Origin of the sequence: Gordonia shandongensis DSM 45094 (genome assembly GCF_000423025.1) — a bacterium.
Classification (GTDB): domain Bacteria; phylum Actinomycetota; class Actinomycetes; order Mycobacteriales; family Mycobacteriaceae; genus Gordonia; species Gordonia shandongensis.
On record NZ_AUHE01000020.1, the window covers coordinates 16,569 to 36,493 of the forward strand.

Genomic DNA, 19,925 nt, shown 5'->3' on the forward strand with positions numbered 1-19,925 from the left:
AATCGATGAACACCCCGATTCCGCGCCGAGCGGCATCGGTTCGGCGGCGAGAGGACAGCGATGCGCGACACCACGTCCGTCTCGGTCCGCGTGCGCCGCGCGTACGAGGAGTTCCTCGCCGGCGCCCTCCCCGTCGACGGGGTGGTCCGCTCGCTCGTCCGGGACTCCTGGATCCGCTCGCGGAACCGGGGCGTCGACCCCGTCGACTCCGACCCCGGCACCGCGATGACCGACGGCGACCTCGAGGAGTACCGGTCGGCGCACCGTCTCGCCGTCGTGCGTCCGCTCGTCCAGTCGCTGATGCTCGACGACATCGCCGGCGCCGGCGTCGTCGTCGCCCTCACCGACCGCCACGGGCGACTGCTGTGGGTGGAGGGCGATCACAGCGCACGCGACGCCGCGGCCCGAATCAACTTCGTCGAGGGGTCGGTGTGGAGCGAGGAGACGGTGGGGACCAATGCGCCCGGTCTCGCGCTGACAGTCGACCACGGCGTACAGATCATCGGGCCCGAGCACTTCTCCGGACCGGTCCAGCAGTGGAACTGCGCCGCGGCCCCGGTCCACGACCCGGTGACCGGCGAGACGCTCGGCGTCATCGACGTGACCGGCGGACCGGCGGCGGCCGTGCCGTTCGCGCTCGCCGCCGTCCGGTCGGTGGTCGCGGCCGTGGAACGCGAACTACGCACGCGCGCCGTCGACCTCGCCGCACCCGAAACGTTCTCCCCCGGTTCGTCGGCCACGCCGATGCGACGCCTCACCGTCCTCGACGACGGTCCCGCCCGCTGGCGGCAGGCCGGAACGGCGCCGCGCCCGCTCTCCCCGCGCCACGCCGAGATCCTGATCCTGCTGCAGTCGTACCCCGAGGGGCTCGGCACCGAGCAGCTCGCGACGATGCTCTCCGACGACGGCCTCGGCGCCGTGACCGTGCGCGCCGAGATCTCCCGCCTCCGCCGCGACCTCGGCGACATCGTGGCCTCCCGCCCCTACCGGCTGACGGTCGAGATCGGCTCCGATCTCGACGACGTGCGGCGGATGATCTCCGCCGGTGAACTCGCGGCCGCCGTCCACGCTCTCGGCCGCGGCGGGCTCCTCGCCGAATCGTTGGCTCCGGGTATCACCGAGGTCTTCGACGAGGTCCTCGAAGACCTCCGATCGTCCATGTTCGGCGCCGGCGACGTCGTCGCCCTCGGCGCCTGGGTCGCGTCCCCGCACGGGCGCGACGACATCACGGCCTGGCGCGGACTCGCCCAAAGGCTTCCCGTCGGCCACCCGGACCGCGCCGTCGCCGAAGGTCGCGCGCGTCTCCTCGACCGCCGCTTCGGCGTCACCCGCTGAACCCCGCGCGCCGACCGCATCTGCGCTGCAACGTGTCTGCAACCACACGACGCCTACCGTGTGGTGTACCTCACCGAAAGAGTTCGCAGCCGCAGAGTCTGCAGAAGGAGTACCCCGTGACCGTCTTCGCCAAGCCCGGAACCCCCGGCTCCGTCATGAGCTTCGAGTCCCGCTACGACAACTACATCGGCGGCGGCTGGGTCCCGCCGGTGAAGGGGCAGTACTTCGAGAACACCTCGCCCATCGACGGCAAAGCCTTCTGCGAGGTCGCGAGGTCGACCGCCGAAGACGTCGACCTCGCTCTCGACGCCGCCCACGCGGCCGCCCCCGCCTGGGGTAAGACCTCCCCGGCCGAACGCGCCGTGATCCTCAACAAGATCGCCGACACCATCGAGGCCAACCTCGAGAAGATCGCCGTCGCCGAGACCTGGGACAACGGCAAGGCCGTCCGCGAATGCCTGGCCGCCGACATCCCCCTGGCCGTCGACCACTTCCGCTACTTCGCCGGCGCCATCCGCGCCCAGGAGGGCGGCGTCTCCGAGATCGACCAGGACACCGTCGCCTACCACTTCCACGAACCGCTCGGCGTGGTCGGTCAGATCATCCCGTGGAACTTCCCGATCCTCATGGCGACCTGGAAGCTGGCGCCCGCCCTCGCCGCAGGCAACGCGATCGTCCTGAAACCCGCCGAGCAGACTCCGGCGTCGATCCTCTACCTGTTCAGCCTCATCGGCGATCTCCTCCCCGAGGGTGTGGTGAACATCGTCAACGGCTTCGGTGTGGAGGCCGGCAAACCGCTCGCGTCGAGCAACCGGATCCGGAAGATCGCCTTCACCGGCGAGACCACGACCGGCCGCCTCATCATGCAGTACGCCTCCGAGAACCTGATCCCGGTGACGCTCGAACTCGGCGGCAAGAGCCCCAACATCTTCTTCGAAGACGTCATGTCCAGCGACGACGGGTTCCTCGACCGAGCACTCGAGGGCTTCACGATGTTCGCGCTCAACCAGGGCGAGGTGTGCACCTGCCCCAGCCGTTCGCTGGTGCAGGAGAGCATCTACGACGACTTCATCGAACGTGCCGTCGAACGCGTCAAGGGCATCAAGCAGGGCAACCCCCTCGACACCGACACCATGATGGGTGCGCAGGCGTCCAACGATCAGTTCGAGAAGATCCGCTCGTACCTGGAGATCGGCAGGCAGGAGGGCGCCACCGTCCTCACCGGCGGCGAGCCCGCCGACCTCGGCGGCGACCTGTCCGGCGGCTACTACATCCAGCCGACGGTGTTCGGCGGCAAGAACGACATGCGGATCTTCCAGGAGGAGATCTTCGGTCCGGTCCTGGCGGTCACGTCGTTCTCCGACTACGACGACGCGCTGACGATCGCCAACGACACCCTGTACGGACTCGGCGCCGGCGTGTGGAGCCGCAACGGGGCTGTCGCCTACCGGGCGGGCCGTGACATCCAGGCGGGCCGCGTGTGGACGAACACGTACCACGACTACCCGGCGCACGCGGCGTTCGGCGGATACAAGCAGTCGGGGGTGGGACGCGAGAACCACCTCATGATGCTGAGCCACTACCAGCAGACCAAGAACCTGCTGGTCGGCTACGCCCAGAGCGCCAAGGGCTTCTTCTAGGCCGGCCTGACATGTCTGAGACCGCAGCTGCTGAACGCGTGGTCGCCACCGACTCCGCCGTGGAGCTCCTGACCAAGCTGTCGGAGCTCCACGGCGGGCTCATGATGCATCAGTCCGGTGGCTGCTGCGACGGTTCCGCGCCCATGTGCTATCCGGTCGGCGAGTATCGGATCGGTCAGCGCGACGTCCTCCTCGGCGAGGTCGAGCTGCCCGATCCGCTGCCGCCGGTCCGGGTCTGGATCAACGGCGACCAGTTCGAATTGTGGAAGCACACCCAGCTGATTCTGGATGTGGTTCCCGGACGGGGGTCGGGATTCTCGCTGGAGGCCCCCGAGGGACTGCGCTTCCTGTCCCGGTCCCGGGTGTTCACCGACGAGGAGAATGCTCGGCTCGACGCATCACCGCCGCGTACGGGCGCCGACTTCGACGACTGACCGCCCGCCCCTGCCTCGACGGTTCTTCTAGCCGGCCAGGGCGACACCGCCCAGGGCGACCCCCGCGACGAGGATCGTGCCGAGCAGCGCCTGCGCGAACGGTCGCCACCCGACCCCGCGCATCACCGACGCCCGCACCCCCATCCCCAGGGCCGACATGGCGATGGTCAGCAACGCCACCTGCACGTGATGCCCGACGTCGACGACCACGTCGGGAAGGACTCCGGTCGAGCGGATCACCGCGCAGGCGATGAAGCCGATGACGAACAGCGGCACGATCGGCGGCCGGCTCCCCGCCTCACCGGTGAGGCGGCGTTGCCGGATGCTCAGCACGGTCACCACCGGCGCGAGCATCAGCACGCGGGCGAGCTTCACGATCACCGCGAGGGTCAACGCACCGCCGCCGATCATCCCGCCCGCAGCCACGACCTGTGCGACCTCGTGGATCGACCCGCCGGCCCACAGTCCCGCGAGCCGATCCGACAGCCCCATCGCGTGGGCCGCCAGCGGGACCGTCGGAATCATGAGCGTCCCGAAGATCACGACCGTCCCGACCGCGGTCGCCGTGTCCTCGTCGTCGGCCTCCACCACGCCGTCGACGGCGGCGACGGCCGCGGCCCCGCAGATCGACATGCCGCAGGCGATCAGGAGGCGCCGCGCGAACGGGAGGCCGAGGGCCCTGCCGATGAGGAGCCCGCCGCCGATCCCGACGGCGACGATCGCAACGACGACGGCGATCATCCCGACGCCGAGGCCGAGGACGTCACCGAGGACGAGTTGCAGGCCGAGAACGGCGACGCCGACCCGGAGGAGCGTCTTCGCCGAGAACGCCACACCGGGCGCACAGGCGGCCGGAATGCGGACGACGTTGGCCAGGATCGCGCCGAGCACGATCGCCAGGAGCAATGGACTCGCCGCCGGGACCGCGAGGTTGACGCCCATCGAGACGAGCGCGATGGCCACGCAGACGGCGACACCGGGGAGCAGTGGACGCAGCCGGCGTCGTCGATGGTCCTCGGTGGGGGCTGAGGTCGTCGCTGTCATGTCGTCCACGGTCGCGTGAACCGCCGCGGAGCAGTAGCCCCCATCGCGACATACGCCTATGCAGATTCGATATGACAGCAGGTCACCGATTCGTCCCGATGACGGTTTCTGGTGAGATTCGGTCCGGTAGTCTCGGCGCCTGTGGATCTCCGCTCACTCGACCTGCTCGCCCTGGCCATCCTCGTCGGCGTGGACGACCACGGCAGTCTCAGCGCGGCGGCACGCGAACAGGGGATCGCCCAACCCAACGCCAGCCGGGCGCTCGCACGCCTCGAACGCCGGCTCGGCGTGACCCTCGTGGAACGCGTGACGACCGGATCGCGACTGACCCCGCAGGGGACGGTCCTCGTGCACTGGGCACGACAGGTCGTCACCGACGTCGCCGAGATGCTCGACGTGGCGGCCGGGATGCGGTCGGACGCCGCCGCCGAGGTGACCGTGAACGCGTCGATGACCGTGGCGGAACATCTGATCCCCCGTTGGCTCGGATTCTTCCGCACTGAGAATCCCGAGACGACGGTCCACCTGCGGGTCCAGAACTCGTCGGCCGTGTGCGACGCCGTCGCCGACGGTGAGTGCGACCTCGGGTTCACCGAGGGACCGTCGATCCCGGCGGGGCTGCACAGTGCGGTCGTCGCCCGTGACCGGCTGGTCGTCGTGGTCGCCGCCGGCCACCCGTGGGCGCGGCGGAGCGAGCCGCTGGACATCGCCGAACTCGCCGCCACCCCGCTCCTGGTCCGCGAACCGGGGTCGGGCACCCGCACCACCCTCGACGTCGAACTCGAGGGCCACGAGCGTCCCGAGCCGATCCTCGAACTCGGCAGCAGTGCGGCCATCCGGACCGCCGTCTCGGGCGGAATGGGGCCGGCCGTGCTGAGCACCCTCGCCGTCGACGAGCAGGTCCGGTCCGGTGAACTCCGGATCGTCGACGTCGACGGACTCGACCTCTCCCGCCTGTTGCACGCGGTGTGGCGGCCGCCGAAGGAGTTGCGGGCCCCGCCGCCGACCTCGTCCGCATCGCCCGGCGGGCCGGACGGTGACCCCGGACGTCCGACCGCCGCGTCGACCGCGTGCCGCCGCACTCCTGTGGACACGACCGTCGACCCGCGGCCGATGGGCGCCGGCTGTCCGCACCGGGGTGGCGTTCGCGCTGCCCGCGCTGGTGCTCCTCGCGGCCGGGCACGGCAGCGACTCGGTGCTCGCCGCGCTCGGCTCGTTCGCCGTCCTCTACGGCGAGAAGCGCCCGTATCTGATCCGGTGGCGGGTCATCACCACGACCGGCGTCCTGCTGGTCGCGACCGCCGCGGCCTTCGGCTGGATCGGCGCCTGGGTGGGCGCCGAACCGGCGCTGGTCCGGGAGTTGACGATGGTCGGTGCGCTCGGCGTCCTCACCGCGGCCGGCGTGTTCGTGGTGATCGCGCTCCGCCTCGGCCCGCCCGGCCCGTTCTTCCTCGTCCTCGTCGGCGGTGTCGCCGTCCTCACCGGCCGTCACGGGATGTCGCCCTGGACCCTCGTCGTGTTCACGGCGGCCGGCTCACTGTCCGCCCTCGTCGTGAGCATGGCGCCGATGCTGCTGCGACCACGGGGGCCGGAGGAGGCCGCGACCGAGGCGGCACTGGCGATCAGCGAACGGTTCCTCGCCGCCGGCGCCGGCCCCGCACACCACGACGGTGTGGCGTCGTCGACCCTCAACGCGTGGTCGGTGCTCCATGACGCCGCGCAAGCCGACAGCGATCTCGCCGCCCGACTCTGGCGGACCCACCATCGCGTTCACGGAAACGAGCGGGCCGGGATCCTCGTGGCGCCGCTTCCCCGCCCGGACGTGCTCCGCAGACTCCGGTTCGCCGGTCACCGGTGGAGCCACGCGACGATCAGCACCGCCCGGGGCACCGCGTCGGCGGTCGCCGCGGGCGCGATCTCGGTGGCGGCGGGCCTCGGGCGTCCCGACTGGGCCGTCATGGGTGCGGTCCTCGTGCTGCAGCTGGGCCCCGACCGGATCCGCGGGACCGTGCGGGGTGCGCACCGCATGATCGGGACCCTCGCGGGACTCTGTCTGTTCGCGGTCCTGCACGCCCTCGATCTGCACACCGGGTGGTTGATCGCGGTCCTGGCCGTCCTGAACGTGCTCATCGAACTGACCGTCACGACGAACTACGCACTGGCCGTCACGTTCATCACGCCGCTGGCCCTGTTGATGGGGTCGTCGCCGGTGCCGCTCGGTCAGCAGATGACCGACCGCGTCGTCGAGACCCTCATCGGGGTGGCTCTCGCCGTCACCTCACTGTGGCTCATGCTGCCGCGCGCCCACCGCACCACGGTGCGCGCCGCGGATGCCGCGGCCCGCGCGGTGTGCCGGTCGGTGGTCGAACACGCATCGGTCGACGCCGTCGACTCGCCGAGCGTTCGCACCGATCGACGCGACCTGGTGTGGCTGCTGTTGGAGGCCGACACCGCGGCCGCCGACAGCGCCAACGACGAGCCGCGGTGGGCGACCGACTACTGGCCGACGCACCTGCTCAATCGCAGCGTCGGCTACGACACCCTCACGGCCTGCTGGCGCGCCGGGGAGGGCAGACCGCTGCCCGCGGCGGTGAGTGCGGGGCTCACGACACGCATCGACGCACTCGATCCGCCCGCCGACGCCCGATAGCGTCGGTCATCTCCGCTTCCGGCGTCCGCCACTGCGCCCGCCGCTCCGCCTGCCGGTCGGGCCGCGCCGGGGATCGGCTGCTTCGCGATTCGCTCGGCGCGCCGCAGCCTTCTGCCGTGCCGTCCGTTTCGGCTGGTCGGCGTTCTGGCCGCGCGACGATCCCGGACGTCGTCCCCGGACGATGCCCACCAGTTCGTCCGCGAGGTCGGAGGTCGGCGACGGCCACACCAATCCCACGCGGCTGACGGGTGCGTCGGTGATCGGACGGTAGACGAGGTCGCGGCGATGGTGGAGTCGCGCCAACGATTGCGGAACCGCGAGGACCCCGACGCCCGCGGCGACGAGTTCGACCGCATCGGCGGTGGTGGCCGGGCGATGATCGACCACCGCGCCGGGAGCCGCGACCCACTGCAGGGGGTCGTCGAGCGGCATCAGGAACTGTTCGTCGGCCACATCGGCGAGCGTCAACTCGTCGCCCAGCGTCAGGTAGTGGTCCTTGCCGACGACGAGCACCGTGGTCTCCTCGTACAGTTCGATGACGTGATGGCGGCCCGGGTCGAGGGCGTCGGTGTCGACGGGAATCCGGGTGAGGGCGGCCTCCACCTCCCCGCACGCCAGGGCGGCGATGCTCTCGTCCACCGTGCACGCGATGAGCTGCAGTGCCACGTCCGGCAGTCGCTCCGCCCAGACGCGGGCCCATTTACCGGGCGTCGCCCCCGGCACATAGGCCAGCCGGAAGGCCCCGGCTTCTCGATCGCCGGCTTCTCGCTGCTCGTCGTCCACTCGGTCAGGCTAGCGGCCCCGACGGCCTGCGAACGCCAGCAGCCGGTCGCCCGGGTCGTCCGACACCGGGTCGAGGGCGGGCCCGAAGTAGCCCGCCGCACGCAGTTCGTCGATCACGTCGGCCGCCTCGGCGAGGACGGCATCGACCAGGGCGGTGGGCGGCGACCACGGCGTGCCGAGTGCGACGGCGAGATCCCGGCTGTGCAGCGTCAGCTCCATCACCCGCATCACGGTCAGTGCGGCGCCGGGGCGGCGACCGGCCACGTGGTCGACGAGGGCGTTCGGGTCGGCCCGCTCAGCGGCCTCGCGGAAACGGTGCTCGCAGTCCCAGAAGACGTCCACACCGCCGTCTCCGGCGCCTTCGCGGGCGAGGTAGTCGCGACCCCGCGTGGCTGCGGTGGCTGCCGCGTCGGCGCCGTCGAGCAGCAGCGCGTATCGTTCGGCTCCGCCGATCACGTGGTTCACCAGGTCGCGGACGGTCCAGCCGTCGCATCCGCCGGCGGCGTCGAGCATCCCGTCGTCCAGATCGCCGGCCACCGAGACCCACAGCGACTCGGCCAGACCCAACGTCTCATCGGCGCGGACGGCGTCGGCTACCTCCTGCGCGGTCCTCGTCTGGACGCCGATCGCCGCCAGGTCCGCCACCCGTTCCGGTGTGGTCTGGGAGGTGGCGTCGGTGACGAGGACGGTGCGATAGTCCCGCTCGCTGGCGTCGAAGAGCGTCGCGCGCGGGCAGTTCGGCAGGTTGCACCCGGCAACCACGACCGTCGTCACATCGTGATCGCTCAGAAACTCGTCGAGCGCGGTGCGGTGGAATGCCGACCACCGCGGCTTGTAGAGCACGTACTCCGCGGGTCCGATCTGCTGGACCGCGCCGAATCGGAGCGACGCCCAGTCGAGGTCGACCGCCGGGGCACCGAGTTCGACGGCGATCAGCGCACCCGGCGTTCCGGGTTCGACGACCGCGTCGCCCCGCTCGATTCCCGCACGCCGAAGCAGATCCACATCGCTCTCACCCGGGCGGTACGACCGCACGACGTGCACGATCGGCCGCGCCGACTCCCGGAACGTCCGGGCTGCGCGCGCCATCGCCGGGAGCCGCTCCGCAGTTCCCGGCACGGCTGCCGGACCCGACACGAAGTCGTTCTGCACATCGATCAGCACCAGTGCCGCATTGGCCCAGTCCGGGACGAGGTAGTCCACCACGGTCTCGATCGTGGCACAGGGTCGACCGCGCCGCCGGCGGTCGGTCCGTGTCGGGTGGGCGTGCGAAGGACATCAACCACTGGGCCGTGGTGGCCGCGCGTCGGGTCGAGGTCGTCTGGCGGGGACGATGCGGCCGCGTCCTCGACCCTCACAATGTCGGACCGCCGGAGTATCATCGAACATGAGTTCGAGATAGTTTCAGGGGGACGCCATGACCGCGACGATGATCTTTCCGCCCGGACCGGGCAACCCCGGCCCCGGTCCGGCATTGCGCGGGCCCGGTGAGTTGGCGGAGCCGTCGGTGACGGTGACCGATGAGGAATTGGTGATCCGGCTCCCGCGGCCCGCCGGAGCGGCCGGGCGGGCAGCAGAAGGCAGGCACTTCGAGGACAGTGCAGGCGCCGAGAACGCCGCGGGCGGTAAAGGGCCTGGGCGTGATGATGCGGCGATGATGCTCTTCGCCGCCCGCGCCGACTCCTTCCACGGTCTGGTCCTGTGGCACCGGTATCGGGCCATCTACGACCTGGCCAGTGACCGGATCGCCGAGGCGAATGCTGCCGCCGACGCCAACACCGACACCGCCGGGAACGGGAGCGGTGATGTGTTCACGCGGCTTTATGATCCGCTGTGTCAGGTCGCCGCCTCCTACGCGGTGGTGGCCGGGGTGCGGCAGTGCACCGCCGAACGCTTCGTCGATGAGGCCCTCGCCTGCTTCGACCGCATCCCCGCCATCGGGAGACTGTTACGCGACGGGGTGCTGACGCCGTTCTGGTTCCGCCGCGCCATCGAACAAACCGCACTCATCGACGACCCCGACATCCTGGCGTTCATCGACACCGAAGCCGCCCACCGCCTCACGACCATCGGCGGGCTCACCGCACGCCGGGTGGAGAACACCATCGCCCACATCGTGGCCACACACGACCCCGACGCAGTCACCACCACCCGCGAAGACACCCGCGCCCAGAAGAAGGTCCTCGTCGCACCGGTGACCGACACCGTCTCCGAACTGATCATCACCACCTCCACCGAGGATGCGGTGCTGTGCAAGGACACCATCGATGCGGTCATCGCCGGCGTGTGCCGCCACGATCCACGCACGAAGGGAGAACGACGTGCTGATGCGGCCGTCGCGCGTCTGACCGGCACCCCGTTCGTCTGCGCGTGCGAACGCGCCGATTGTGCTGCTGAGCTCTCCGATCACGATGTGGCGGCGCGGTGTGCGAGCATCGTCCTGCACGTCGTGGTCCGCAAAGAAACCCTCGACGGCAGCAGCGACACCCCCGCCGTACTCGACGGCCACGGACCCATCTCCGCCGCCCACGTCCGAGAACTAGCGCAACGTCCCGACGCGACGACTCGGGACCTGGACCTCGGTCGGCTCCTGGATCGGACCGCGCAGCGCGGTAATCCGTACCGACCCACGGCCGTCCTCGACACCGCGGTGCGCGGCCTGTTCGGCACGTGCTCCTGGGTCGGGTGTGATCGACCCGCGTGGCGGTGCGATCTGGATCATGTCACCGAATACAACCATGCCGATCCGGGGTCGGGTGGGCCGACGTGTGCGTGCAACCTCAATCCCAAGTGTCGCTTCCACCACGGCCTGAAGACTCATACTCGGGGCTGGCTCGATGATCAGATCATCGACGCCCACGGCATCGTCTGGACCGAGCTCACCACCCCCGAAGGCATCACCGTGCGGCGGCAGGCCGCCAACATCTGGCTGCTCCCCGAACTCGGACTCCTGCCCTGCGACCACAACACCCCGACCACCAGCGACCCGGACAGTGCCCCGAACGGTGACCCCGCCGGTAATCCCACCAGCGCGACACGCCGAACAACCCGACACGCCGAGAACGCACCTAAACGCACTCGGACCCGTCTCGAGGCCAAGCACCGATATCGGATGCAGCAACGGGCGATCAACCGCCGCCACCGCGAAACCGAAGAAGCCGAACAGACCCGAGCTGCCCGTGCCGCCGGCGGAGACGGCCGTCCACCGTTCTGACCGGAAACCTGGAGTTCTGTCTGCGGGCCCTCCCGGAGTGATCGACGCCCAGAGCAGTTCTGCCGCCGATGAGCCGGTCCGTCTGCCGTCAGCGATCCTCGCCCAACCGGGGCGGTGCAGTCCGGTACGCGGCCGGCGTCGCCGACAGCCCGATCGGATTGGCGACCGTGCGAACCGGACCGTCGCGGCGCGGGTCGTCGATCTCGACCACCGGATCGAGCCCGAGCCGGTCGGCGAGCGCGAACGCCTCCGCGAGATCGTTCACCGGGCCGCACGGCACGCCCACCGCGCCCAGTCGGGTGAACCAGCCGTCGGCGGTGTCGGCGGCGAGCAGCTCAGTGAGCTCGGCGACCAAGGCCTCCCGATGCTCCACCCGCGACGCATTGTCGACGAAACTCGGGTCGTCGGCCAGCCCGGGCACACCGAGTTCGCGAGCCAACGCCGCGAACTGCCGATCGTTGCCGACCGCCAGGATCAGCGGACGATCCGCGGTCGGGAACGGCTGATACGGGACCACCGACGGATGCGCATTGCCCATCGCCCGCGGCACCGCGCCCGCACCCACGTATCCGGCACTCTGATTCGCCAACCCCGAGAGCAGGGACGACAGCAGGTTCACCTCCACCCGCTGCCCCGTCCCCGTCCGGTCCCGGTGGCGAAGCGCAGCGAGGATCCCCACCGCCGCATGCAGTCCGGTCACCACGTCGACCAGCGCGACCCCGACCTTGGTCGGCTCATCCGGCGACTGCCCCGTGATGCTCATCAGACCGCCGACGGCCTGGACGAGGAGGTCGTATCCCGGCAGCCGATTGTGTCCGCCGAAACCGGTGATCGAGCAGAAGACGACACCGGGATTCACCTCGGTGAGGGCGTCGTATCCCAGCCCCAGGCGATCCATGACGCCGGGCAGGAAGTTCTCGACGACGACGTCGGCCCGCGACACCAGGTCACGCGCGGCGGCCAGCCCCTGTGGGTCGCGCAGATCGATCGCGACCGACTCCTTGTTCCGATTCGCGGCCTGAAAGTAGGTGGCCTGCCCGTCGGCATACGGCGGCCCCCACGCGCGGGTGTCGTCACCCGCACCGGGCCGCTCGATCTTCACCACCCGCGCCCCGAGATCGGCCAGCAGCATCGTCGCGTACGGGCCGGCCAGGACGCGCCCGAAGTCGACGATCAGCAGATCGTCGAGCGCACCGCCGCCGGAGTCCGCGGCACTCACCGGAACGCGGCTTCGCCCGTCAGCGCACGCCCGATGGTGAGCTGATGGACCTCCGACGTGCCCTCGTAGGTGAGCACGGACTCCAGATTGTTGGCGTGCCTGATCACCGGGTATTCGAGGGTGATCCCGTTCGCTCCGAGGATGGTTCGGCACTCCCGGGCGATCGCGATCGCCTCGCGGCAGTTGTTCAACTTGCCGAGACTGACCTGCGCCGGCTCCACATCGCCCGCGTCTTTGAGGCGTCCGAGCCGGTAGGCCAGCAGATGCCCCTTCCCCACTTCTAGCGCCATATCGGCCAGTTTGGCCTGCGTAAGCTGATAGCCCCCGAGCGGTTTGTCGAACACCGTGCGCGTGGCCGCGTACTCGACCGCCGTCTCCAGGCAGTCGCGGGCCGCCCCCATCGCTCCGAAGATGATCCCGAACCGCGCCTCGTTGAGGCAGCTCAGCGGTCCGCGCAGTCCCGCGGCCTCCGGCAGCATCGCCGACGACGGGAGACGCACATCCTGAAGAACCAGTTCGGAGGTCACCGAGGCGCGCAGCGACATCTTGGCGCGGATCTCGGGCGCCGAGAAGCCCGGCGTGTCGGTCGGGACGACGAATCCGCGGACGCCGCGCGCCCCGTCTTCGAGGTCGGTCTTCGCCCAGACGACGGCCACGTCGGCGACCGAGCCGTTGGTGATCCACATCTTGGCGCCGTTGAGCACCCAGTCGTCGCCGTCGCGCACCGCTCGCGTCCGCATCCCGCCGGGGTCGGAACCGAAATCCGGTTCGGTGAGGCCGAAGCAGCCGATCGCCTCACCGGCGGCCATCGCCGGCAGCCACTGCTGCTTCTGCTCCTCGCTGCCCCACCGGTGGATCGCGAACATCGCGAGCGAGCCCTGCACCGAGACCAGCGACCGGATCCCCGAATCCATCGCCTCGAGTTCCAGACACGCCAGCCCGTAGGTGACGGCGCTCATGCCCGCGCATCCGTAGCCCTCCAGGTGCATGCCGAGGACCCCGAGGTCGCCGAGTTCGCGCGCCAGGTCGCGCACCGGGATCCGCGCGTCGTCGAACCAGCCGGCGATGTGCGGTCGCACACGCTCGTCACCAAACCGGCGGACCGTGTCGCGGATCTGTCGCTCCTCGTCGGACAGCAGGGAGTCGAGCGCGAAGAGTTCGGTGACGGTACGGGTGTCGGTCATGTTTCCTCCTGGTCGTCGAGACCGGTTCGGCGAACCGTGCCGGCCCACGTGCTGTGCGTCGATCCTCCCCCGCCGGGGACGTGCGCCTACATCGGGGCCGAGTCGGCCTCCACGAGAACCTTCACGGCAGCCGCCAGATGCGGTGCCGTGTCGTATCCCTCGCGGACGATCCGATGCAGCGCGAAACCGTCGATCATCGCGACGATCTGCCTGCTGAGCATCTCCGGGTTCGCGACGCCGATCGCCCGCAGCGCTTCCAGGGCCGCCGCCTCGAATCCGCTCAGGACCCGCTCGGCGGCCACCCGCAGATCATGGCGGCGGTCGGCGGCCAGATAGGCCTCGAACTGCGCGATCTCCTCGGTTCGGTTCACGGTCATCGCGACGTCGACGATGCGGTCGACGAACTCGTCGACCGTCACATCGCCCGCGACGAACTGGGCGCTCACCGACTCCAGTCGGCGCAGCAGGCCGTCGCAGACCTCGGTGACGGCCGCGGCGATCATGTCGTCGATCGAACCGAAGAAGTAGCTCGTCGACGACAGCGGGACCCCGGCCCGCGCCGCGACCAGGCGGTGCGAGACGCCCTCGACTCCTCGCTCCGAGATCAACTCGATCGTCGCAGCTATCAACTCGTTGCGGCGCTGCTCACCGCGCGCATATCGGGATCGTGCAATGCCGGACACGGATCGACGCTACCCGACGCCGTCACCGCCCGTCGCGGCCTCGGCATGGAGTTCACGGTGGTCGTCCTGCAATGCCGCGATGAGCGCCCCGGTGGCCGCCGGGACGTGGCTTCCCCGCGTCATCAGCACGAAGGTGATCGGCGGCAACGGCGGCAGGTCGAGCGCGAGTTCGGTCAGACCGTCGGGCACGAGGGACGCCGCGAAGGGCATGACGCCGAGCCCGCCGAGCGCCGCCGCGCGCAGACCGCTCAGGCTGCCCGACGTCGCCACCGTCCGGTGGGCTCGGCCGGCCGCGCCGAGCGCGTCGAGGGCGGCGTCGCGGGTGAGGCTCGGCCGCGGGTACAGGACGAGGGGCACCGGTTCGCCCGCGGCGAGCTCGAATCCCTCGACCCCGATCCACACCTGCCGGTCGCGGATCAGCGGCCACGACCGGAACGCGTCACCACCGCTGGTGTCGTCGATGCGCATCGCGAGCACGGCGTCGAGTTCCCCGGTCCGCAGCAGCCGGTGCAGGACCACGCTGAGCTCCACGGTGAACTCGAGGTCGATGTGCGGGTGCGCCGCGGTGAATCGCCGCAGGAAGTCGGGGAGCCTGGTGAGCGCGAAGTCCTCGGACACCCCGAAGCGGACGAGACCCCGCGGGCCCGTCGCCCCGAGCGTCTCCACCGCTTCGTCGGTCAGGTCCAGGATCCGCCGCGCGTAGCCGAGAAAGATCTCGCCGGCCGCGGTGAGGCGGACCGTGTGGGTGTCGCGGTCGAGGAGGGGCTCGCCGACCTCGTCCTCGAGCGCGCGGACGTGCCTGCTGACGGCCGACTGGCTCAACCCGAGTCGGCGGGCCGCCGCCGAGAACCCGAGCTGTCCGGCGACCGCGACGAAGGTGCGCAACTGCACGGGATCGAGATTCGCCATGGAGTCGAGCCTAATCGCGCTTATGTCGATTCGTGCACACAGTGACCACGATTTCACTGTTTCCGAATAACCGACGCACTGTGACGATCGTTCCCATGCGCTTTCGACTCCCCGGCTTCCTCGACCCGTTCCTGCTGCTGTTGATCGCGCTGCCGCTCGTCGCCACCGTGCTGCCGGCTCGCGGCGGCACGGCCGACGCACTCGACACCGCGACCATCGTCGCCGTCTGCCTGCTGTTCTTCCTCCACGGAGCCAAGCTCACCCCCTCGGACGCCAAGGCCGGATTCACCCGGTGGCAGTTTCAGCTCGTCGTCCTGGCCTGCACCTTCATCGTCTTCCCCCTCCTCGGGATCGCGATCGTCCACCTTCCCGGATCGTTCCTGAGCCCGGTGATGGCGACCGGCTTCCTGTTCCTCGCCATCCTCCCGTCGACCGTCCAGTCGTCGATCGCGTTCACGTCGATCGCGCGCGGCAACGTCGCCCTGGCCGTCAGCTCGGCGTCCATCTCGAACATCCTCGGCGTCGTCCTGACGCCCCTGCTGGCCGGGATGCTCCTCGGCTCGTCGGTCCACATCACGCCCGAGTCGCTGCTCGGTATCTTCGGCGAGCTGGTGGTCCCGTTCGTCGCAGGCCAACTGCTGCACTCACGACTCAAGGGCTTCCTGGCTCGGCACCGTCGCGTGGTGACCGTCGTCGACCAGGGTTCGGTGCTGCTCGTGGTGTACGCGGCGTTCAGCATCGGCGTCACCCAGGGGCTGTGGACCGTGGTGCCGCCGGCGCAGCTCGGTGCCGTGATCGCGGTCTCGGTGGTGCTGCTCGCCGTCGTCCTGGGGCTGTTCGCGGGTCTGGGTCGACTGATGCGACTGTCCCGGGAGGACGCGATCGTCCTCCTGTTCTGCGGCTCCAAGAAGAGCCAGGTGTCCGGCCTCCCGATGGCGACGCTGCTGTTCCCGTCCGCGCAGGTCGGGATGTACGTCCTGCCGTTGATGATCTTCCACATCATCCAGTTGCTGGTGTGCGCGACCCTCGCCAACCGCTTCGCCCGACACGCACCGGAGTCCGCCACCCGGGAGACCGCGGCCGCCCCGGTCTGACCGCCCGTCCGTGAAACGTGGGCGGCGGTGAGGCAATATAGATGTATGTCGAATCAGGATGCGATGGAGCCGTGCTGTCCGCCGCCGGACCGTCCGACGGACGCCCGCGACCACACCGGTGACGTGACACGAATGTTCAAAGCCCTCGGCGACCCCGTACGCCTGCAGATGCTCACCCTGATCGCCCGGCACCCGGAGGGCGAGGTGTGCGTGTGCGACATCGCCGCCGGATTCGACCTCACGCAGCCGACCGTCTCGCACCACCTGAAAGTCCTGCGAGACGCCGGGCTCCTCGACTGCGCGCGCCGGGGAACGTGGGTCTACTACTGGATGGTCCCCGCATCCGTGCACACCCTGTCTGCCGTGCTCACCGACCTCACTCCTCGCGGGGCCGCGGCATGACGACGATCCAGAGACCCGCGCGGCTCTCGACCCTCGATCGGTATCTCGCCGTCTGGATCGGTCTGGCGATGATCGCCGGACTGCTCCTCGGCCGCCTGGTCCCGGGACTCAACGACGCCCTCCAGGTCGGCGGGGTGTCGGTGCCGATCGCCGTCGGCCTGCTGGTGATGATGTACCCGGTGCTGGCTAAGGTCCGCTACGACCGACTGCACACCGTGACCGGCGATCGCCGCTTGATGGCGACGTCCCTCGTCTTGAACTGGGTGGTCGGGCCCGCCGTGATGTTCGCGCTCGCCTGGGCCTTCCTCCCCGATCTCCCCGAGTACCGCACCGGCCTCATCATCGTCGGGTTGGCCCGGTGCATCGCGATGGTGATCGTGTGGAACGACCTCGCGTGCGGCGACCGCGAGGCCACCGCGGTGCTCGTCGCGATCAACTCGGTGTTCCAGGTGGTCATGTTCGCCGTGCTCGGCTGGTTCTATCTCGACGTGCTGCCGGGCTGGCTGGGTCTGGAGCAGACGTCGATCGACGCGTCGCCGTGGCAGATCGCGGCCTCGGTGCTGGTGTTCCTCGGCATTCCGCTGGCCGCCGGCTTCTTGACGCGCCGATTCGGCGAACGCGCGCGGGGCCGGGAGTGGTACGAGCAGCGCTTCCTGCCGCGCATCGGGCCGTGGGCGCTGTACGGGCTGCTGTTCACGGTGGTGCTGCTGTTCTCGATGCAGGGTGAGGCGATCACGTCCCAGCCGTGGGACGTCGTCCGGATCGCTCTGCCGCTGCTGTGCTATTTCGTGCTGATGTGGGCGCTGGCTTTCGGGACCGGCGCCGCCGTCGGCCTCGGCTATCAGCGAACGGTCGCAATGGCGATGACGGCGGCCGGCAACAACTTCGAGCTCGCGATCGCGGTGTCGATCGGCACTTTCGGGGTCGCCTCGGGGCAGGCGTTGGCCGGCGTGGTGGGGCCGCTGATCGAGGTCCCGATCCTCGTCGGCCTCGCGTACCTGTCGCTGCGGCTGCGTCGGCGGTTCGCCGACGATTCTCCGACGAATGCGCCGAGCGGGTCTCGCCGCGGCTAGGTGAACTCGGCTGGGCGTTGCCGGCTAAGTGTTGCCGGCTAGGTACAGCTAGGCGGTGGTGACCGGCGCGTCGTCCGGCCGGACGGTCTCCGGATCGGAGCCGTCCCAGCATTCCACGCCGGTGAGTCCGGGGACGTCGTCGCGGTGGAACACCGGGTCGAGTCCGCGGGCCCGCTGCACCGAGTAGTTGCGCAGCAGGGCGACGGCCACGCCGCCGATCGCGAACAGGCCGACGATGTTCACCGTCGCCATCACCGAGGAGAAGACGTCGGCGAGGTTCCACACCAGCGACACCTTCGCGATCGCACCGAAGAACACGAAGCCGACGACGACCACCCGGAACACGTTGAGCACCGTCCGGCTCCGCGTGAAGAAGGCGATGTTGGTCTCGCCGTAGTAGTAGTTGCCGATCACCGAGCTGAACGCGAGGAAGAAGAGGATGACGGCGAGCAGCGGGCTCGCCCACGATCCGACGTGCTGTGCGAGCGCCGTCTGCGTCAGCTCCACACCCTCCACGTCGCTCCCGTAGTCGGGGTTCGACAGCAGGATGATGAACGCGGTCGCCGAGCACACGACGAGGGTGTCGAAGTAGACGCCGAGCGTCTGGACCAGGCCCTGCTTCACCGGATGGGAGACCGCGGCGGTCGCCGCGGCGTTCGGTGTGGAGCCCATCCCCGCCTCGTTGGAGAACAGGCCGCGTCGCATTCCCTGCATGATCGCCGCCCAGACGCCGCCGCCGACCACTTCGCGGATGCCGAACGCCGAGCCGACGATGTCGCGGACCACGTCGGGCAGTGACGACAGGTTCAGCACGACCACCACCAGCGCCAGGCCCACGTAGAGGATCGCCATGAGCGGGACCAGCACTTGGGAGACACCGGAGATGCGGTGGACGCCGCCGAAGATCACGAGGGCGGTGAGGACGGCGAGGACGCCGCCGATCACGTACGGGATCCAGTCGGCGTCGTGGCCGACGGCGAGGTCGACGGCCTTGGTGATGGAGTTGGACTGGACGGCGTTGAACACGAAACCGTAGGTGAAGGTGATCGCGACGGCGAAGATGAACGCCATCGCGATGCCCGCGCGGCGGTTCTTGATGCCGCGGCTGAGGTAGTACGCCGGGCCGCCGCGGTAGTCGGCGCCGTCGCGCACCTTGTAGAGCTGGCCGAGGGTCGATTCGACGAAGGCCGTCGCGCCGCCGACGATCGCGAGGATCCACATCCAGAACACGGCGCCCGGGCCGCCGACGGTGATGGCCACGGCGACGCCCGCGACGTTGCCGGTGCCGACGCGCGATGCCGCCGAGATGCAGAACGCCCGGAACGCCGAGATCTGGGTGCCGCCGGCTTTGCTGCGGGGCGGGCGTTCCTTGATCGCCTTCGCCATCTCCGGGGTGAGGCGGATCTGCACCACCACCGTGCGCACACCCCACCAGAGGCCGGCGCCCACCAGGAGCACGATGAGCACGTAGCCGTACCGGTCGTTGAACCAGACGACGGCGTTATCGAGGAGATCCATTCGGGAAGTGTAACGGCCGACAGGCCGTTCGACCGACGGTCTCGAATGCCCTGTCGGCGGGCTTCACCGCCACTGGAAATCGGTCGGCTCCGTGCGTCGCCACGTGGGTCGGCGCCGGTCGGTCGGCGGGTTCTCGATCAACGCGAGCGCCCGGTGAGCAGAGCGGTACAGCTGCGCCTCCGGCACCGCCGTGCCTGCCAGGTGGTCGAACGAGAACCGCAGCCGGTCGGCGTGCAACCGCCACCCCCGCCGCTCGTTGTCCGCACACTCGAACAGGTACGCCCACGCGCCGAACACGTCTCGGCGGGATTCGGGTATCCGACGGACGGTGAATCCCGAACGACCGTCGTACAGGTCGACGTCGTTGCGGTATTCGTCGGCGGTCACCGGGGTCGCCGCGTCCCGCTCGACGATGTGCAGCACAGCCCCGCCTTCCAGATCGGCCCACGCCCGCTCTGCACGGTCGAGGTAGGCATCCGGATCCCAGTCGGCATGCGCGTAGTGGTCATGGGCCTTCTGCGTCAGCGCCCGCCCGGCGAACGCGTCGGGCACCACCGTTCGGATGGTCGACAGCGACCACAACCATCCCGTCTCGTTCACGTCGGCGAGGATAGTCGGGGTCTCACCGGCGCATCGGCGGACCCGGAACGACGTTGGACCGGCGGAGGATCCGTTCACCTGCGGCATTCCGGTCGACGATGTCGATGTCGGTGCGGCCGCTCTGGTTGATGGCCCAGTTCAGT

At 69.8% G+C, this 19,925-nt stretch carries 17 protein-coding genes and 2 pseudogenes; 9 read left to right on the forward strand and 10 right to left on the reverse strand.

Going from position 1 to position 19,925, the window contains the following annotated elements; genetic code table 11:
- Nucleotides 1-60: 60 nt before the first annotated feature.
- From G528_RS0114020 to G528_RS0114030, 3 genes are all read left to right on the forward strand, one after another.
- On the forward strand, nucleotides 61-1,335 hold the full coding sequence (locus G528_RS0114020; RefSeq protein ID WP_026919514.1) for a sigma-54-dependent transcriptional regulator family protein: 1,275 nt from the start codon (nucleotides 61-63) through the stop codon (nucleotides 1,333-1,335).
- Nucleotides 1,336-1,451: 116 nt separating this feature from the next.
- The gene (gene exaC / locus G528_RS0114025) at nucleotides 1,452-2,975 is read left to right on the forward strand and encodes an acetaldehyde dehydrogenase ExaC (RefSeq protein ID WP_026919515.1); all 1,524 of its coding nucleotides are present in this window, start codon (nucleotides 1,452-1,454) and stop codon (nucleotides 2,973-2,975) included.
- Between the two features lie 11 nt (nucleotides 2,976-2,986).
- Nucleotides 2,987-3,409 (forward strand): DUF779 domain-containing protein, encoded by a 423-nt coding sequence (locus G528_RS0114030; protein ID WP_026919516.1) that lies wholly within the window; start codon nucleotides 2,987-2,989, stop codon nucleotides 3,407-3,409.
- A gap of 27 nt (nucleotides 3,410-3,436) precedes the next feature.
- Here the strand turns inward: G528_RS0114030 and G528_RS0114035 are convergent, their stop codons facing one another.
- Nucleotides 3,437-4,453, reverse strand: a complete 1,017-nt coding sequence (locus G528_RS0114035; RefSeq protein ID WP_026919517.1) for a YeiH family protein — start codon at nucleotides 4,451-4,453, stop codon at nucleotides 3,437-3,439.
- Between the two features lie 141 nt (nucleotides 4,454-4,594).
- Here G528_RS0114035 and G528_RS18270 point away from each other — a divergent pair.
- Nucleotides 4,595-5,493 (forward strand): annotated as a pseudogene (locus G528_RS18270) (LysR family transcriptional regulator).
- Nucleotides 5,490-7,103, forward strand: coding sequence for an FUSC family protein (locus G528_RS0114045; protein ID WP_026919519.1), 1,614 nt, complete (start codon nucleotides 5,490-5,492; stop codon nucleotides 7,101-7,103). The pseudogene G528_RS18270 and the gene G528_RS0114045 overlap by 4 nt, the downstream one beginning before the upstream one ends.
- Nucleotides 7,104-7,109: 6 nt before the next feature.
- Here G528_RS0114045 and G528_RS0114050 read toward each other — a convergent pair whose 3' ends face one another.
- The 3 genes and pseudogenes from G528_RS0114050 to G528_RS18835 all read right to left on the reverse strand — a co-directional run.
- Nucleotides 7,110-7,886: a LysR family transcriptional regulator substrate-binding protein gene (locus G528_RS0114050; protein WP_026919520.1), complete on the reverse strand. Its 777-nt coding sequence runs from the start codon at nucleotides 7,884-7,886 to the stop codon at nucleotides 7,110-7,112.
- Between the two features lie 9 nt (nucleotides 7,887-7,895).
- Entirely contained in the window at nucleotides 7,896-8,423 is a 528-nt protein-coding gene (locus tag G528_RS18830) for a maleylpyruvate isomerase family mycothiol-dependent enzyme (RefSeq protein ID WP_425402238.1), read from the reverse strand.
- Between the two features lie 57 nt (nucleotides 8,424-8,480).
- Nucleotides 8,481-9,092, reverse strand: a pseudogene (locus G528_RS18835) (cysteine hydrolase family protein); the annotation flags it as partial.
- 211 nt (nucleotides 9,093-9,303) lie between these two features.
- On the opposite strand from G528_RS18835, the gene G528_RS17660 reads away from it, so the two are divergent.
- Nucleotides 9,304-11,100, forward strand: coding sequence for a DUF222 domain-containing protein (locus G528_RS17660; protein WP_245569787.1), 1,797 nt, complete (start codon nucleotides 9,304-9,306; stop codon nucleotides 11,098-11,100).
- A gap of 88 nt (nucleotides 11,101-11,188) precedes the next feature.
- On the opposite strand, the gene G528_RS0114065 is transcribed toward G528_RS17660, so the two are convergent.
- The 4 genes from G528_RS0114065 to G528_RS17665 all read right to left on the reverse strand — a co-directional run bounded on the left by G528_RS0114065 (nucleotide 11,189) and on the right by G528_RS17665 (nucleotide 15,095).
- Entirely contained in the window at nucleotides 11,189-12,319 is a 1,131-nt protein-coding gene (locus G528_RS0114065; RefSeq protein WP_026919522.1) for a CaiB/BaiF CoA transferase family protein, read from the reverse strand.
- Nucleotides 12,316-13,503 (reverse strand): acyl-CoA dehydrogenase family protein, encoded by a 1,188-nt coding sequence (locus tag G528_RS0114070; RefSeq protein WP_026919523.1) that lies wholly within the window; start codon nucleotides 13,501-13,503, stop codon nucleotides 12,316-12,318. The genes G528_RS0114065 and G528_RS0114070 overlap by 4 nt, the downstream gene beginning before the upstream one ends.
- An 86-nt stretch (nucleotides 13,504-13,589) precedes the next feature.
- Complete coding sequence (locus tag G528_RS0114075; protein WP_026919524.1) at nucleotides 13,590-14,186, reverse strand: TetR/AcrR family transcriptional regulator; 597 nt, start codon at nucleotides 14,184-14,186, stop codon at nucleotides 13,590-13,592.
- A 9-nt stretch (nucleotides 14,187-14,195) separates the two neighbouring features.
- Nucleotides 14,196-15,095: a LysR family transcriptional regulator gene (locus G528_RS17665; protein ID WP_051198855.1), complete on the reverse strand. Its 900-nt coding sequence runs from the start codon at nucleotides 15,093-15,095 to the stop codon at nucleotides 14,196-14,198.
- A gap of 95 nt (nucleotides 15,096-15,190) precedes the next feature.
- On the opposite strand from G528_RS17665, the gene G528_RS17670 reads away from it, so the two are divergent.
- The 3 genes from G528_RS17670 to arsB are packed head-to-tail and all read left to right on the forward strand — an operon-like array spanning nucleotide 15,191 to nucleotide 17,664.
- On the forward strand, nucleotides 15,191-16,189 hold the full coding sequence (locus G528_RS17670) for a bile acid:sodium symporter family protein (protein ID WP_035720166.1): 999 nt from the start codon (nucleotides 15,191-15,193) through the stop codon (nucleotides 16,187-16,189).
- A 45-nt stretch (nucleotides 16,190-16,234) separates the two neighbouring features.
- Nucleotides 16,235-16,591: an ArsR/SmtB family transcription factor gene (locus G528_RS0114090; protein WP_026919525.1), complete on the forward strand. Its 357-nt coding sequence runs from the start codon at nucleotides 16,235-16,237 to the stop codon at nucleotides 16,589-16,591.
- A complete protein-coding gene (gene arsB, locus G528_RS0114095; RefSeq protein WP_026919526.1) occupies nucleotides 16,588-17,664 on the forward strand; it encodes an ACR3 family arsenite efflux transporter in 1,077 nt (358 codons plus the stop codon). The genes G528_RS0114090 and arsB overlap by 4 nt, the downstream gene beginning before the upstream one ends.
- 48 nt (nucleotides 17,665-17,712) lie before the next feature.
- Here arsB and G528_RS0114100 read toward each other — a convergent pair whose 3' ends face one another.
- Both G528_RS0114100 and G528_RS0114105 read right to left on the reverse strand, forming a co-directional pair.
- Nucleotides 17,713-19,182: an alanine/glycine:cation symporter family protein gene (locus G528_RS0114100; protein WP_026919527.1), complete on the reverse strand. Its 1,470-nt coding sequence runs from the start codon at nucleotides 19,180-19,182 to the stop codon at nucleotides 17,713-17,715.
- 63 nt (nucleotides 19,183-19,245) lie between these two features.
- Nucleotides 19,246-19,782, reverse strand: a complete 537-nt coding sequence (locus G528_RS0114105) for a hypothetical protein (protein WP_026919528.1) — start codon at nucleotides 19,780-19,782, stop codon at nucleotides 19,246-19,248.
- Between the last annotated feature and the right edge of the window lie 143 nt (nucleotides 19,783-19,925).

What these genes read in the sequence shown, in the direction of transcription:
- arsB (WP_026919526.1), top strand. Translation starts at nt 16,588, where the DNA reads ATGACGACGATCCAGAGACCCGCGCGGCTCTCGACCCTCGATCGGTAT.
- G528_RS0114070 (WP_026919523.1), bottom strand. Translation starts at nt 13,503, where the DNA reads ATGACCGACACCCGTACCGTCACCGAACTCTTCGCGCTCGACTCCCTG.
- G528_RS17660 (WP_245569787.1), top strand. Translation starts at nt 9,304, where the DNA reads ATGACCGCGACGATGATCTTTCCGCCCGGACCGGGCAACCCCGGCCCC.
- G528_RS0114100 (WP_026919527.1), bottom strand. Translation starts at nt 19,182, where the DNA reads ATGGATCTCCTCGATAACGCCGTCGTCTGGTTCAACGACCGGTACGGC.
- G528_RS0114035 (WP_026919517.1), bottom strand. Translation starts at nt 4,453, where the DNA reads ATGACAGCGACGACCTCAGCCCCCACCGAGGACCATCGACGACGCCGG.
- G528_RS0114020 (WP_026919514.1), top strand. Translation starts at nt 61, where the DNA reads ATGCGCGACACCACGTCCGTCTCGGTCCGCGTGCGCCGCGCGTACGAG.
- G528_RS17665 (WP_051198855.1), bottom strand. Translation starts at nt 15,095, where the DNA reads ATGGCGAATCTCGATCCCGTGCAGTTGCGCACCTTCGTCGCGGTCGCC.
- G528_RS17670 (WP_035720166.1), top strand. Translation starts at nt 15,191, where the DNA reads ATGCGCTTTCGACTCCCCGGCTTCCTCGACCCGTTCCTGCTGCTGTTG.
- G528_RS0114090 (WP_026919525.1), top strand. Translation starts at nt 16,235, where the DNA reads ATGTCGAATCAGGATGCGATGGAGCCGTGCTGTCCGCCGCCGGACCGT.
- G528_RS0114030 (WP_026919516.1), top strand. Translation starts at nt 2,987, where the DNA reads ATGTCTGAGACCGCAGCTGCTGAACGCGTGGTCGCCACCGACTCCGCC.